Annotated in this window: 15 protein-coding genes and 4 tRNA genes; 10 read left to right on the top strand and 9 right to left on the bottom strand. The window is 64.1% G+C overall.

Going from position 1 to position 13,028, the window contains the following annotated elements; all coding sequences use genetic code 11:
• Positions 1 to 5: 5 nt before the first annotated feature.
• From trpC to DOM67_RS10145, 4 genes are all read right to left on the bottom strand, one after another.
• A complete protein-coding gene (gene trpC, locus DOM67_RS10160) occupies positions 6 to 818 on the bottom strand; it encodes an indole-3-glycerol phosphate synthase TrpC (RefSeq protein WP_110675524.1) in 813 nt (270 codons plus the stop codon).
• A gap of 65 nt (positions 819 to 883) precedes the next feature.
• Positions 884 to 1,903: an anthranilate phosphoribosyltransferase gene (gene trpD / locus DOM67_RS10155; RefSeq protein WP_110675523.1), complete on the bottom strand. Its 1,020-nt coding sequence runs from the start codon at positions 1,901 to 1,903 to the stop codon at positions 884 to 886.
• Positions 1,890 to 2,501, bottom strand: coding sequence for an aminodeoxychorismate/anthranilate synthase component II (locus DOM67_RS10150; protein ID WP_198651785.1), 612 nt, complete (start codon positions 2,499 to 2,501; stop codon positions 1,890 to 1,892). Before DOM67_RS10150 ends, trpD begins: the two co-directional genes overlap by 14 nt.
• A gap of 280 nt (positions 2,502 to 2,781) precedes the next feature.
• Positions 2,782 to 3,153: a hypothetical protein gene (locus tag DOM67_RS10145; protein WP_110675521.1), complete on the bottom strand. Its 372-nt coding sequence runs from the start codon at positions 3,151 to 3,153 to the stop codon at positions 2,782 to 2,784.
• Positions 3,154 to 3,473: 320 nt separating this feature from the next.
• On the opposite strand from DOM67_RS10145, the gene DOM67_RS10140 reads away from it, so the two are divergent.
• Entirely contained in the window at positions 3,474 to 3,707 is a 234-nt protein-coding gene (locus DOM67_RS10140; protein WP_110675520.1) for a hypothetical protein, read from the top strand.
• A 32-nt stretch (positions 3,708 to 3,739) separates the two neighbouring features.
• On the opposite strand, the gene DOM67_RS10135 is transcribed toward DOM67_RS10140, so the two are convergent.
• A complete protein-coding gene (locus DOM67_RS10135; RefSeq protein WP_110675519.1) occupies positions 3,740 to 3,973 on the bottom strand; it encodes a hypothetical protein in 234 nt (77 codons plus the stop codon).
• 192 nt (positions 3,974 to 4,165) lie between these two features.
• Here DOM67_RS10135 and DOM67_RS10130 point away from each other — a divergent pair, with 192 nt between their 5' ends.
• Positions 4,166 to 4,333: a hypothetical protein gene (locus DOM67_RS10130; protein WP_157958838.1), complete on the top strand. Its 168-nt coding sequence runs from the start codon at positions 4,166 to 4,168 to the stop codon at positions 4,331 to 4,333.
• Between the two features lie 21 nt (positions 4,334 to 4,354).
• Here DOM67_RS10130 and DOM67_RS10125 read toward each other — a convergent pair whose 3' ends face one another.
• Positions 4,355 to 4,654: a DUF6482 family protein gene (locus DOM67_RS10125; protein ID WP_157958837.1), complete on the bottom strand. Its 300-nt coding sequence runs from the start codon at positions 4,652 to 4,654 to the stop codon at positions 4,355 to 4,357.
• 290 nt (positions 4,655 to 4,944) lie between these two features.
• A tRNA-Ala gene (locus tag DOM67_RS10120) sits at positions 4,945 to 5,020 on the bottom strand.
• Positions 5,021 to 5,485: 465 nt separating this feature from the next.
• On the opposite strand from DOM67_RS10120, the gene DOM67_RS10115 reads away from it, so the two are divergent.
• The 7 genes from DOM67_RS10115 (at position 5,486) to DOM67_RS10085 (ending at position 9,683) form a co-directional block, all read left to right on the top strand.
• Positions 5,486 to 6,130, top strand: coding sequence for a response regulator (locus DOM67_RS10115; RefSeq protein WP_110675516.1), 645 nt, complete (start codon positions 5,486 to 5,488; stop codon positions 6,128 to 6,130).
• Between the two features lie 53 nt (positions 6,131 to 6,183).
• Positions 6,184 to 8,025, top strand: a complete 1,842-nt coding sequence (gene uvrC / locus DOM67_RS10110) for an excinuclease ABC subunit UvrC (RefSeq protein WP_110675515.1) — start codon at positions 6,184 to 6,186, stop codon at positions 8,023 to 8,025.
• Positions 8,026 to 8,086: 61 nt separating this feature from the next.
• Positions 8,087 to 8,635, top strand: a complete 549-nt coding sequence (gene pgsA / locus DOM67_RS10105; protein WP_110675514.1) for a CDP-diacylglycerol--glycerol-3-phosphate 3-phosphatidyltransferase — start codon at positions 8,087 to 8,089, stop codon at positions 8,633 to 8,635.
• Between the two features lie 62 nt (positions 8,636 to 8,697).
• A tRNA-Gly gene (locus DOM67_RS10100) sits at positions 8,698 to 8,772 on the top strand.
• Positions 8,773 to 8,892: 120 nt separating this feature from the next.
• Positions 8,893 to 8,966 (top strand) — tRNA-Cys (locus tag DOM67_RS10095).
• Positions 8,967 to 9,024: 58 nt separating this feature from the next.
• A tRNA-Leu gene (locus tag DOM67_RS10090) sits at positions 9,025 to 9,111 on the top strand.
• A gap of 272 nt (positions 9,112 to 9,383) precedes the next feature.
• On the top strand, positions 9,384 to 9,683 hold the full coding sequence (locus DOM67_RS10085; RefSeq protein ID WP_110675513.1) for a hypothetical protein: 300 nt from the start codon (positions 9,384 to 9,386) through the stop codon (positions 9,681 to 9,683).
• A 207-nt stretch (positions 9,684 to 9,890) separates the two neighbouring features.
• Here the strand turns inward: DOM67_RS10085 and DOM67_RS10080 are convergent, their stop codons facing one another.
• Positions 9,891 to 10,409 (bottom strand): SRPBCC domain-containing protein, encoded by a 519-nt coding sequence (locus tag DOM67_RS10080; RefSeq protein WP_110675512.1) that lies wholly within the window; start codon positions 10,407 to 10,409, stop codon positions 9,891 to 9,893.
• Positions 10,410 to 10,875: 466 nt separating this feature from the next.
• Here DOM67_RS10080 and dusA point away from each other — a divergent pair, with 466 nt between their 5' ends.
• Positions 10,876 to 11,889, top strand: a complete 1,014-nt coding sequence (dusA, locus tag DOM67_RS10075; protein WP_110675511.1) for a tRNA dihydrouridine(20/20a) synthase DusA — start codon at positions 10,876 to 10,878, stop codon at positions 11,887 to 11,889.
• Positions 11,890 to 11,896: 7 nt separating this feature from the next.
• Here dusA and DOM67_RS10070 read toward each other — a convergent pair whose 3' ends face one another.
• Complete coding sequence (locus DOM67_RS10070) at positions 11,897 to 12,919, bottom strand: succinylglutamate desuccinylase/aspartoacylase family protein (RefSeq protein WP_110675510.1); 1,023 nt, start codon at positions 12,917 to 12,919, stop codon at positions 11,897 to 11,899.
• Positions 12,920 to 13,028 lie beyond the last annotated feature (109 nt).

Genomic DNA, 13,028 nt, shown 5'->3' with positions numbered 1-13,028 from the left:
CGGGCTCAGAAGAACAGACGGCGCAGCGCGCTGCCCGGCTCGGCTTCGCGCATGAACGCCTCACCGACCAGGAATGCATTGACGTCGTACTCACGCATGCGTTCGACATCGTCACGGGTATGGATGCCCGACTCGGTGACCACGGTCACGCCCGCCGGTATCCGCTTGAGCAGGTCGAAGGTGGTATCCAGCGAGGTGGCGAAGGTGTGCAGGTCACGGTTGTTGATGCCCACCAGCGGCAGATCGAGCGCCAGCGCGCGCTCCAGCTCGAAGATATCGTGGACCTCGACCAGCACATCCATGCCCAGTTCCCGCGCCTGGCGATAGAGATCCTTGAGCTGGACGTCATCCAGCGCCGCCACGATCAGCAGGATGCAGTCGGCACCGATGCCGCGCGCCTCGGCGATCTGGTAGCCGTCGATGATGAAATCCTTGCGGATCACCGGCAGCTCGCAGGCCTCGCGCGCAGCGACCAGATAGGCCTCATCGCCCTGAAAGTAGTCGGCGTCGGTGAGCACCGAAAGACAGCTGGCGCCAGCAGCGGCGTAGTCGGCGGCGATCTCCGCGGGGCGAAAGTCCTCACGGATCACGCCCTTGGAGGGCGACGCCTTCTTGATCTCGGCGATCACCGCAGGGTCGCCGCCCTCGATGCAGCGCTCGAGGGCGGCGACGAAGCCCCGCGGCGCGCTCTGCGCCTGGGCGCGCTGCAACCACGCCTGCTCGCTGGTGCGCGGACGACGCTCGCTGATCTCCTCGCGCTTGCGCGCCAGAATCTTGGCCAGAATGGTCGGCAACGCCTTGTCCTGTGCTTCACTCATGCGCGGGGCTCTCGGTGTCGGGATGAATGGATATCGGAGTGAATGGATGTCGAGGTAGAACGCAGTCAGTCGGCAAAGACCCGCGTGAAGTCAGCCAGCTCCTTGAGCTTCTCCAGCGGCAGCTTGGAGGCCTGAGCATCCTGCGCCATCAGCACCCCCTCCTGCAGCGAGTCGGAGACGCCAGACGCGTACAGCGCGGCGCCGGCATTCAACGCCACGATATCCCCGGCCGCCCCCTTGCCGACCAGCGCCTCCTTGACCAGCTTGAGGCTATCCTCGGCGGTTACCACCTTCAATGGCGCCAGCGCCTGCCGCTCGATACCCAGCGACTCAGGGGTCAGCGTGTACTCACGAATCTCGCCATCGCGCAGCTCCGCCACCTGGGTCGGGGCCGCCAGCGAGATCTCGTCGAGACCATCCTCGGCGTGCACCACCAGCACGTGGCGGCTGCCGAGCTTGCGCAGCGACTCCGCCACCAGCGGCACCAGATGCGGCGCATAGACGCCGAGCAGCTGGTTGGGCGCGCTGGCGGGGTTGGTCAGCGGTCCCAGGATATTGAACACCGTACGCACGCCCATCTCGCGGCGCGGACCGATGGCGTGGCGCATCGCCTGGTGGTGGCGCGGCGCGAACATGAAACCGACACCGACCTGTTCGATACAGCGTGCAATGGTGGCGGCATCCAGATCGAGATAAATGCCAGCGACGTCGAACAGATCGGCGCTGCCCGCCGACGACGAGACACCGCGGTTGCCGTGCTTGGCCACGTGTCCGCCGGCGGCGGCGACGACGAAGCTGGATGCCGTGGAGACGTTGAACAGGTTGGCACCGTCGCCCCCGGTACCAACGATATCGACCACGTTGTCACACTCGAGCGCCACCGGCTGCATCAGCTCGCGCATCACTTGCGCCGCCGCGGTAATCTCCTCGGCGGTCTCGCCCTTCATCGCCAACGCAATCAGAAAACCGGCGATCTGGGCATCGGTGGCCTCCCCGGTCATGATCGTCTGCATGATCGCGTGGGTGTCATCGTAGCTCAGGTTGTCGTGGCGCAGCAGCGCACCGATCGCCTCACGCATTTGCATGTGTCTCTCCCCGCGGTTGCGACGCGGTCTGGCGCTTGAGGAAATTGTCCAGTAGCTCGTGGCCCTGGCGCGAGAGGATCGATTCGGGGTGGAACTGCACACCCTCGATGTCCAGGGTGCGGTGCCTGAGCCCCATGATCAGCCCCGGGGTGACGTCGCTCTCGTCAGTGTAGGCGGTCACTTCCAGGCATTCGGGCAGGGTCGCGGCATCCACCACCAGGGAGTGGTAGCGCGTCACCTCCAGCGGGTCCTCGAGACCGGCGAACACGCCCAGGCCAGCATGACGGATACGCGATGTCTTGCCGTGCATCACCTGAGGCGCCCGAATCACGTGGCCGCCGTAGACCTGACCGATCGCCTGGTGCCCCAGGCAGACGCCGAGAATCGGGATGCGTCCGGCGAAGTGGCGAATGGCGGCCATCGAAATCCCCGCCTCGTTGGGCGTACAGGGACCGGGCGAGACGACCAGGTGCGAAGGCGCATGGCGTTCGAGCCCGGCCAGGTCGACCTCGTCGTTGCGCAGGGTGACGACATCGGCCCCCAGTTCGCCCAGGTACTGGACGATATTGAAGGTGAAGCTATCGTAGTTATCGATCATGAGGACTGGCACGGCAATAAGCTCCTGATATTCATACGTGATCGAGTCATGGCTGCAGTTCCTTGCCCACCGGAGCCGGGTTCGGTCCGGATCTCTGCCAGCCTCACGGAGCCATCTCTCAGACGAAAAAATGCCGCCCCGTGGGGCGGCATCTCGTACAGACGTCGGCGGGCCGCCCTTGGATCAAAGGCGCCACCACCACTGGGTCGGTCTGTACGTCGTCATATTCGTCATGGCGTCAGTCTGCGTTTGGCGGCGGGGGCTGTCAAGCGGGCCGGGCTCAAACATCGAGCAGCCACTCGTCACCCTCGATGACATCGACATCGAACAGCGTCTCGATGTCGGGAAAGATCACTTCGACGGCCGCCTGCCCCGCCTTGAGCGGCCCCAGACGCACGCACAGAAATTGCCACAGCACCAGACCATGGGCCTGCAGGTAACACCCGGCGCGGGGCTGTTCGGGAATCGCCAGGCCCTGTTTCAGGCGCGCGGCCAGATGCGGCACGATCGCCTCGGCGAGCCGCGCCCCGGCGTCGAGGTCGCTGTCACCCAACACACGAAGCCCCGGCAGCGCCGGTACAAAGGCCTCCCAAAGCGCATCGCCGGCCCGGGGACAAATCGCAACATCGAAGATACGCTCGGTCATCGGCATCTATTCTCTCGTCTCACACTCGCCACCGTTCACCCTCTTGCCCGGTTCCGCCCCTCGACTGCCGCCACCGATCGCACGGAGAGTGCCGATCAGGGACAGCGACACCACCGTCGCAGAGCATTGTGGCCGCGGGCATCCCAGGATCGAATAGCACGGCCCGCCAGTGCCATTCGTGGCCATGAGTGACGCGCAGTCAAGGCGACAGCCTCATCAAACTTAGTGTAGGGTCTGCGGGTTCATGGAAGGTATCTCGTCATCGACCGTCATAACGCTTGTCACGAGCGATCGCGTGGATAGTGCCAACGATCGTGGAGAGCTGCATGAAATTGACCGATTGGGGAAAGGAGACTCCCCTGATGAAGCGACGCGAGCAGAGAGTGCTGCGCGCCGATAGCCTGAACGCCCTGTCGCGCCAATCGGGTATTCCGCTGAGCACCCTCAAGACGCGCGTCAGAACCTTGATGGCACGGGGCATCGCCCGCGAGCGCGCCATCGAAATTGCCCTGAGCCGGCCTGTCGGCCCCCAGGGCAGACCCAGGAGCCATGGCCGCTGATCCGCGGCCGAACAGGTCACGACGGCTCGGGTTCACCGCTCGGATTTCCCGTGCTCGTCGTGGCGACTGGAGAGCTCACGCTCGATCGTCTCGTCGATGGCATGGCTGACGTAGGCCTCTTCACGCTCCAGCAGTTCCTGCGCCGTGGGCGAATGTGCGTCGCGCTTGGCATCGCACTGCGGGCACCGCTCGACACCCTCGGCATGGGCCGGCGCGTCGGTCTGGTCGTGGCCACAGCTCGGGCACTTGGTAGTCTCTGCACACATGATCGACTCCTCATTTTTCGGTGACATCATGTCAAGTTTAGCGGCCTTGCGTCACACATGCGTAACCCGAATTGACTACCGATGGTCGGGGTATCTCCGCCGCCCCATTATCGACTAGGCTGCGGGTGAGGCGGCCCCAATGGGTGCAGTGCCTCGCCGAACAGCACGGAGTAGCACGCAATGACACGTTTTGTGGCCAGACCCCTAACCCCCTCCAACGATGGCGACGGTGCTGAGTGGATCGTGGTGGACACCGCGCCCACCCGGGAAGGCGATGGCGCCCCCGGTATCATCAGCCATCACGCGGGTCAGGAGGCCGCACGCAAATTGGCGGAGAAGCTCAACCAGCGCCAGCACTGACCTCCCCCATTCGGGCTCGCTTCAGCTCGCATCCAGCCGCGTCTTGTGCGACGTGGCGTAGATCTGCGAGCCGACGATCGTGCTGCCAGGCGGCTGCGTCACCAGAAACAGCGGCACCTCGGCACCACCCACCCGCGGCAGGTACTGCCGCGCATGCCCCAGCGAACTCAGGCGCACGGGCTGCCCATTCTCCTCTTCGAGTACCTCGGCAGCCCCCTCCATGACCACACGATAGGAGAATGTCTGCGGATCGAGCGACTCCACCTGCAGCTCGGTCACACGACCTTCACCAAGAAGTTGTACAAGTTCCGCGTATCGCATGCCGCCTCCCTGGCAAGATGCCCGCTAAATCCCTAGTGTGCATGCGGCACAAAAGCTATACACGCCACATAAAAGCTGTACACCCTAAGAATACTTGTACAAACAGTTCGCCTACGCCATGCGACCTTGGTCGCTGATCGTGAGCGCCTGGCCAGGCGAGGCGGACAGCGCGCATCAGCAACGCCAACAGCCTCGCGCCGTCATGCGATCCGGTCCGGGTTCGACGATTTTCGGCATGAAAAAAGCCGCCGGCGCAAAGTGCGCCAAGCGGCTTTTTCCAAGATAAAGATTGGTGGAGCCTAGCGGGATCGAACCGCTGACCTCAACACTGCCAGTGTTGCGCTCTCCCAGCTGAGCTAAGGCCCCATACCGTGTTCGCCAAGGAACGCGGCGTAATTTACGGATGAATACGAAGGCTGTCAACGACTTTTGTCGATTCCACACCAAATCGGCCAGTGCTCATGCCGCTCCCCTTCCAGAGTGGGCCAAGACGCCGGCGTCGGCACCTCTTCTTCCTCTCCTGCCTTCTGATACTCCTTCCCTACTGCCTTCTGATACTCCCCCTTCACCGGCTGGCTTTCCATAAACCACTTTCCGTCGTGCGCTTTCACCACCAGGCCCCGACAGCACCCCGCCGTTGTGCTCCCCGCGGGATTTGCCGGTGGCAAGATTCTTGTCAACTCGGCGAATCGGGTCTGTTAACATGCGGGCGCAACAGGCGCGGGGGCGCGATCGACCAGGGGTCGACGACGCGACCGCTGCGGATACACCGGCAGCACCCATGCGGTCGCTGATCCGGCCGACACGTGAGGGCAGAGGGCAGGAGTCATCTTGATCAAGGTATTGCTAGCCGATGATCATCATCTGGTTCGCACCAGTATCGCCCGCGTACTGGACGAAGAGTCCGACATCGAGATCGTCGCCGAGGTCGATAGCGGCGAAGCAGCGCTGAGCGCCTGCCGTACCCGGCTACCCGACATCGCGCTGATGGATATTCGCATGCCCGGCATGGGCGGGCTCGAGGCGATTCTCAAACTCCTCCGCGAACAGCCCCAGGTGAGCATCGTGGTGCTGACCGGCCAGGTCGAGGAGACCACTGCACAGCGTCTGATCGATGCCGGCGTGGCCGGATTCATCAGCAAGGGCACGCCGCTCGACCAGATGATCGAAGCGGTCAGACGGGTCGCTGCAGGCGAGCGTTTCATCAGTCCCGATATCGCCCAGCGCGTGGTGCTGGCTCGTCGCGAAGGCGAAGGCAACCCGTTCGATCAGCTCTCCCACCGCGAGCTGCAGATCGCACTGATGATCATCAACTGCCAGCGCGTCAGCCTGATCTCCCAGCAGCTCGGGCTCAGCTCCAAGACGGTCAATACCTACCGCTACCGCATCTTCGACAAGCTCAAGGTGCAATCCGACGTCGAACTCACCCACCTGGGCCTCAAGCACGGCCTGGTCGACGGCTTCGACACGCATTGATGCACCGCGGCCCGGGTCGCGGCGCCCCGGCGGGTTTTTGATATACTCCCGGCATGAGTGATAGCCCCAGCGATTCCCCGGCACCCTTCGATGCCAAGCACTTTCTCAAATCCGTCTCCGAGTCGCCCGGCGTGTACCGCATGCTCGACGCCCAGGCCAACGTGCTCTACGTCGGCAAGGCGAAGCGTCTCAAGGCGCGCCTGGCCAGCTACTTCCGCGGTGCGCTGAACACCAAGACCCAGGCGCTGGTGGCACGCATCCAGGACGTTCAGGTGACCATCACCCGCAGCGAGACGGAAGCGCTGCTGCTCGAGCAGACGCTGATCAAGGAGCTGCGGCCGCCCTACAACATCCTGCTGCGCGACGACAAATCCTACCCCTACGTCTTCGTCACCGACCGCCACCCCTATCCGGCACTGGAGTTCAAGCGCGCCCGCCAGAAGCGTGCCGACGGGCGCTATCTGGGCCCCTACCCCAGCGCAACCGCCGTACGCGAGAGCCTGTCGCTGATGCAGAAGATCTTCCGCATTCGCAACTGCGAGGACAGCGTCTTCGCCCATCGCCAGCGCCCCTGCCTGCAGTATCAGATCAAGCGCTGCAGCGCGCCCTGCGTCGACTTCATCAGCCAGGCGGACTACCAGCGCGACATCGAACACGCGGTGATGTGTCTCGAGGGGCGCAGCGAGCAGGTCACTCAGCAGTTGACCGACGCCATGGAGCAGGCGAGCCAGAGCCTGGATTTCGAGGAGGCCGCGCGGCTGCGCGATCAGATCCAGCAGCTGCGGCGGCTGCAGCAGAAGCAGTTCGTCGACAATGCCGACGGCGATGCCGATGTCTTCGCCCTGGCCCAGCAGCCGGGCGGGCTCTGCATCAGTGTGCTGGCGATCCGCCAGGGCCGCATGCTCGGCGCACGCCATCACCAGCCCCAGAACGGTCTCGACCTGGGCACCGAAGATCTCATGAGCGAGTTCGTCAGCCAGTTCTATCTGGGGCAGTCGAAAGAGATTCCGCAGGAGGTCATCACCTCCCATGCGCTGACCGACAGCGAGCTGGTGCAGAGTGCCCTGAGCGAGCGCGCCGGACGCCGCGTACGCGTCACCGCTCAGGTCCGCGGCCATCGTGCCCAGTGGCAGCGCCTGGCGCTGACCAACGCCGAGCAGCATCTGGCGACGCAGTTGGCCAACCGCAGCCAGCTCAGCCGGCGCTTCGAGTCACTGCGCGAGGCGCTGTCGCTGGATAGCCCGCCGGCCCGGCTGGAGTGCTTCGATATCAGTCACAGCCACGGCGAGGCCACGGTCGCCTCCTGCGTGGTGTTCGACGGGGACGGCCCGGTCAAGTCGGACTATCGCCGCTTCAACATCGAGGGTGTGGCCGCGGGCGACGACTACGCCGCCATGCGCCAGGCGCTCACCCGGCGCTTCAAGCGACTGCAGAAAGGCGAAGGCAAGCTGCCGGACATCCTGATCGTCGACGGTGGCAAGGGCCAGCTCAACATGGCGCGGGAAGTGATCGCCGAGCTCGACGTCATCGGCGTCAGCCTGATCGGGGTGGCCAAGGGCACCACCCGCAAGGCCGGGCTGGAGACCCTGTTCATCGAGACTGTCGACCGCACTCTCGATCTCGACACCAGCTCGCCGGCGCTGCACCTGCTCCAGCATATCCGTGACGAAGCCCACCGCTTCGCCATCACCGGGCACCGCCAACGCCGTGACAAGCAGCGCCGCACCTCGTCGCTGCAGGACATTCCCGGTGTCGGGCCCAAACGCCGCCGCGAGCTGCTACGCTTCTTCGGCGGTCTGCAGGGCGTCCGCAAGGCCACCCGCGACGATCTGGCACGCGTGCCGGGGATCAATGAACAGATGGCGACGACCATTCACCAGGCTCTACATGGATGAGCGTTGCCGAGCGGCGTAAACTGCCCCCACCTTTACCTCAAGCAAGGATGCTAGCGGCTCGATGAACATCCCCAACATGCTCACTCTGGCAAGAATCGTGTTCATACCGCTGCTGGTGGTGCTGTTCTACCTGCCCTACAGCTGGAGCCTGCCGGTGACTGCCGGCCTGTTCGGGCTGGCTGCGATCACCGACTGGCTGGATGGCTACCTGGCCCGGCGCTGGGACCAGAGCACACCGTTCGGCGCCTTCCTCGATCCGGTCGCCGACAAGGTGATGGTCGGCGTCGCCCTGGCCCTGTTGATCGAGCGCTACGAAGTCTTCTGGCTGACGCTGCCGGCCCTGGTCATCATCGGTCGCGAGATCGTCATCTCGGCGCTGCGCGAGTGGATGGCCGAGATCGGCCAGCGCAAGCGCGTGGCGGTCTCCTGGATCGGCAAGTCCAAGACCACACTGCAGATGATCGCGCTGGTGCTGCTGCTCGGCTTCCCCCCCGAGACCCACATCGCCACCCTCGGCGTGGTACTGCTCTACGCCGCCGCCGTGCTCACACTGTGGTCGATGATGCAGTATCTGCGTGCGGCCTGGCCCGAGCTGACGCGCTCGATGTGAACAAAAAATCCATAAGCGTTTGACAGTTACGGACTTATCCTTATAATACGTCGGCGAGTTGAGCGGGAATAGCTCAGTGGTAGAGCATCGCCTTGCCAAGGCGAGGGTCGGGAGTTCGAATCTCCTTTCCCGCTCCATAACTCGTAGAGTTGTCAGCAGGATCGAGGGTCGTGAGCCGGAACGCCGGTCCGATCGATCTCCTTTCCCGCGCCATGACTCGATTTTTCGGAACAGATGCGTCCCTTCCGAATCTGTAAGGCTGGATGGCAGAGTGGTTATGCAGCGGACTGCAACTCCGTGTACGCCGGTTCGATTCCGACTCCAGCCTCCACTTCCCGAGCTTCAGACCCCTTCGGTTTGTTGACCTCCTGTATCTCCCTACGTCGTCGGCCCGGATGGCGAAATTGGTAGACGCAAGGGACTTAAAATCCCTCGGTGGCAACACCGTGCCGGTTCGAGCCCGGCTCCGGGCACCATAATCCCCAGTCTGCCCATCCCCTTCCCGAAGCACGACCTCTTGCCCACATAGTTCAACCCTTGTCGCAGGACGCACGGCACCTCACCCGTCCGAGTGAACGACTCTAACCTTTCCCCCTCTAGCCTTTACCCCTCTAACTTTCATCGTCCAGGTGCAGGCGCCAAAACGTGAACCTTTGTCAACTCTCCTCACAAACGGCAATACTCGCGGTATAATCCGAGGTATACTTAGAAAATCAGCGAGCCACCCAAGGACGCGGGGGAGTACAACATGAACACAGAAGAATACCTGACCGAGCTCGAGGCGCTGCAGGCCACACTCGCCGAAGAGCGGCTGGCACATCAACGCACCAAGCGGATACTGGAGACACGCCTCTCGGCCTCCAACGCCCTGCTCGGTGAAGCACTCGACAGACAAGACACTGCCGAGGCCCGGCTGTCGGCGCTGATGGCAGAGAACCGGACGCTCAAACGCCGTCTCGAGCTGGACCACACATTAGCCGCAGTCATGCCCTGGTCGACACACCGGCAGCACGCGGGCAGTGCCTCGATGCCACTTTTCTTCTGCTGAACCCCCAAAGTCAACCCGGCGGGGCAGCGGCTGGAGAAAAGGAACGAACCAGAGCAGGCATGAAGCATTCGGCCTAGGGCAAGCCGATATGGGCTCAAAAACCAACAGACGCCTCCGCAACCGCGGAGGCGTCTTTCAGAGGTACAGCTGAAGACCGATCAGCCGGCCAGTTGCCGGGCACGGACACGCCGCCGTGCCAGCCGACCCTCATCGCTGGGTGGCCGCACTCGCGGTCGCCACCAGCCCATCCAGCCACTCCTGATGCCCATTGATCATCGGATTGGGAACCTGGCGCGCCAAGTCCTTCGCCGGCTCCCCATTCTGGGTCTCTTGGGTGAGAATTCTGACGCGATTCGCCGAGAGATCCTCGATCAGCCAGGCATGGTGGACATCCATACGGTCCGAGGCACCCTCCTCACCACTCCAGCCATGCCAAGCAATTCTGGCCGGCTGCCCTGGGATCGGCGGCACACACTCGAGGCAGCGCCCCTCGATGGGAAACCCGAAAGTCGTGAAGAAGAATCGCACGCCCGCATCCAGCGCCGGGCCCGCATCCTCGTAGATCTTCACATCGGCCGCGTTGCTGTAGTACGTGGGCCACCGCGATGGCATCACCAGCAGCGGCCAGATGTCCGCCGCGGACACCCCCTCGACGATGACTTCATTGGAACAGAAATTGTCGGTGAACCCGGGGACGAAACCCTCGGGCCAGATGATGTCGCTCATGATGAACTTCCTGGTCGTCGTGCCGCGCGAATCGGCATGTCGTGGGTGAATGTCGGCAGTGAGGCCATGGGGCATCGGCCCCATCGATCAACCACCTCCAGCGTACAAGTCACCCCATCCGCTCGCGTTGCTCGATACTGCCGGGGTCATGCTGAAAACACGCCTCCTGCGTCGGCGCACTCCGGCTGGCCGATTCCGGAGCGCCCCTTTGCCTGCTCAGGCCATGCTGGGGGAGCATCTTGGTCGAAAAAGTCTTGCTCTGTGAAGGGTGGCCCGTCTTCCGTACAATGGCGCGCCACCCCGTGCCACGCCGCTGAAATGACGCCATGGTGTACCGCCTCGCTCGCTCGAAGGGAGATCAAGGGCACCGGGTACCAATACGGTACAGTGAGCCCAGTTATCGGCGGAATTCCATGGCATCAGATGGTGTATATTTAAACAGCATCGCGTAACGCAAGTGACTGATATGCCGACTCAAAGCCCAGCAGACCAAGCTCGTCGTTTTTCTGTGGCGCCCATGATGGATTGGACCACGCGCGATTATCGCGCCTTCGCGCGCTGCCTGACCCGGCGCACGCTGCTCTACACCGAGATGGTCACTACCGGGGCGCTGCTCCACGGTTCGCCGCGCGAGCGCTTTCTGGGTTACAGCGAGTGCGAGCATCCGCTGGCGCTACAGCTCGGCGGCAGCGATCCCGGCGAGCTGGCGGCGTGTGCCGAGATTGCCCAGGACTGGGGCTACGATGAGGTCAATCTCAATGTCGGCTGCCCCAGCGATCGGGTGCAGAACAACCTGATCGGCGCCTGTCTGATGGGCCACCCCGATAAGGTGGCGCGCGCTGTGGCCGCCATGCGCGCAGTGGTCTCGATTCCGGTGACGGTGAAGTGTCGTATCGGCATCGACGAGCAGGACGAGGATGCCGATCTGGAGCGCTTCGTCGAGCAGGTGGCGGCGGCGGGCTGCGAGACCTTCGTGATCCACGCCCGCAAGGCCTGGCTCCAGGGTCTCTCGCCCAAGGAGAACCGCGATGTCCCGCCGCTCAACTATGCCCGGGTGCATCGTCTCAAGGCGCAGCATCCGGAGCTGCACATCGGGATCAACGGCGGCATCAAGAGCCTGGAGAGCTGCCATGCTCACCTCGCCGAGGGGGTCGACAGCGTGATGATCGGCCGCGAGGCGTACCAGAATCCGTGGCTGCTGGCGGCGGTCGACCAGGCGCTCTATCAGAGCCCCGGGCCAGCCGCCAGCCGTCACGCGGCGGCGCGCGCCTTCCGCCCCTACATCATCGAACGCCTGGCCGAGGGGGCGCGACTCAACCACGTCACGCGCCATCTGCTGGGGCTGTTCCAGGGCTGCCCTGGCGGGCGGCGCTTCCGCCGCCACCTCTCCGAGCACGCCCATCGCGACGGCGCCGGCATCGCGGTCTACGACGACGCCCTGGGTCTGGTCGACGAGGGCCGTCTGGCCGAAAGCGCCTGAGCCACGCTCAGGCGCCGGGGGTATCGAAGCGCGACTGAAAGCTCTCCACCGCACTCTCGACTTCGTCGATCTCCTCGTAGCGCGCCACGTGGAAAAGTGCTTCGCCCTCGTTGGCCAGCGGTAGATTGCTCATGCCGATGACGATACCGTCGGCGCTCGCCACTACCTGTGCTTCGTCATGGCCGAAAGGATCGGCGACCACCCCGAGCACTTCCCCCTTGGCGACCCGCGCCCCCAGCCGCGCCCGCGGGCGCAGGATGCCGTCGATCGGTGCCCGTGCCCAGCTCGAGCCGTTGGCGACCTCGGCCGCCGGCGGCGTGCGCCGCCGCCCGTCGGCCGGCAGCATGCCGATCAGCCGCATCACCCGCCGAATACCGCGCACGCCAGGGGCGATCGCCCACTCATCGAAACGCAGCGCCTCCCCCGCTTCGTAGGTCAGCACTGGCACGCCGCGGTTCTGGGCGTACTCGCGCAGGCTCCCCTCACGCAGCTCGGCATTGAGTATCACCGGCACGCCGAAGGCCTCGGCCATGGCCTGGGTCTCTGCATTGCGACGCAGTTGGGAACGAATCTGCGGCAGGTTGGTACGATGGATCGCCCCGGTGTGCAGATCGATGATATGGGTGGCGCGGTCGACCAGCTCTTCGCGCAGCAGCGCCGCGATCCTTGAGCCCAGTGAGCCACTCTCGCTACCCGGGAAACAGCGGTTGAGATCGCGGCGATCGGGCAGATAGCGCGACTGCTGCACGAAACCGAAGACATTGACCACGGGGACCGCGATCAGCGTCCCGCGCAGACGCGATAGTGCCGGCAGTTTGAGCAGCCGGCGCACGATTTCGACGCCGTTGAGTTCATCGCCATGGATCGCTCCGCACACCAGCAGAATCGGCCCGGGCTGCCGGCCGTGAACGATCTCCACCGGGATGTGCAGAGGCGCATGGGTATAGAGTTTGGCGGCCGGCAGATCCACCTGCCGCCGGGTACCGGGTTCGATAAGCTCGCCGCCGAGCGTGAATGCTGCCTGCACCATAACCATCCTTACCTGAGGGAAACTTGCCTGAGCCGCCCCGAAGGCCGGTCACGAGAGTCCGTCGTGATCGAGCATGATCCTGAAGCGAGACGCCCGGCGAGACGAGTAT

The sequence above is a fragment of the Salinicola sp. RZ23 genome, assembly GCF_003206675.1.
GTDB lineage: Bacteria > Pseudomonadota > Gammaproteobacteria > Pseudomonadales > Halomonadaceae > Salinicola > Salinicola endophyticus.
The sequence above is the reverse complement of the archived record's forward strand: the minus strand, read 5'-3'. Positions and strand labels throughout refer to the sequence as shown.

What these genes read in the sequence shown, in the direction of transcription:
- trpC (WP_110675524.1), bottom strand. Translation starts at nt 818, where the DNA reads ATGAGTGAAGCACAGGACAAGGCGTTGCCGACCATTCTGGCCAAGATT.
- trpD (WP_110675523.1), bottom strand. Translation starts at nt 1,903, where the DNA reads ATGCAAATGCGTGAGGCGATCGGTGCGCTGCTGCGCCACGACAACCTG.
- DOM67_RS10150 (WP_198651785.1), bottom strand. Translation starts at nt 2,501, where the DNA reads ATGATCGATAACTACGATAGCTTCACCTTCAATATCGTCCAGTACCTG.
- DOM67_RS10145 (WP_110675521.1), bottom strand. Translation starts at nt 3,153, where the DNA reads ATGCCGATGACCGAGCGTATCTTCGATGTTGCGATTTGTCCCCGGGCC.
- DOM67_RS10140 (WP_110675520.1), top strand. Translation starts at nt 3,474, where the DNA reads ATGAAATTGACCGATTGGGGAAAGGAGACTCCCCTGATGAAGCGACGC.
- DOM67_RS10135 (WP_110675519.1), bottom strand. Translation starts at nt 3,973, where the DNA reads ATGTGTGCAGAGACTACCAAGTGCCCGAGCTGTGGCCACGACCAGACC.
- DOM67_RS10125 (WP_157958837.1), bottom strand. Translation starts at nt 4,654, where the DNA reads ATGCGATACGCGGAACTTGTACAACTTCTTGGTGAAGGTCGTGTGACC.
- uvrC (WP_110675515.1), top strand. Translation starts at nt 6,184, where the DNA reads ATGAGTGATAGCCCCAGCGATTCCCCGGCACCCTTCGATGCCAAGCAC.
- pgsA (WP_110675514.1), top strand. Translation starts at nt 8,087, where the DNA reads ATGAACATCCCCAACATGCTCACTCTGGCAAGAATCGTGTTCATACCG.
- DOM67_RS10085 (WP_110675513.1), top strand. Translation starts at nt 9,384, where the DNA reads ATGAACACAGAAGAATACCTGACCGAGCTCGAGGCGCTGCAGGCCACA.
- DOM67_RS10080 (WP_110675512.1), bottom strand. Translation starts at nt 10,409, where the DNA reads ATGAGCGACATCATCTGGCCCGAGGGTTTCGTCCCCGGGTTCACCGAC.
- dusA (WP_110675511.1), top strand. Translation starts at nt 10,876, where the DNA reads ATGCCGACTCAAAGCCCAGCAGACCAAGCTCGTCGTTTTTCTGTGGCG.
- DOM67_RS10070 (WP_110675510.1), bottom strand. Translation starts at nt 12,919, where the DNA reads ATGGTGCAGGCAGCATTCACGCTCGGCGGCGAGCTTATCGAACCCGGT.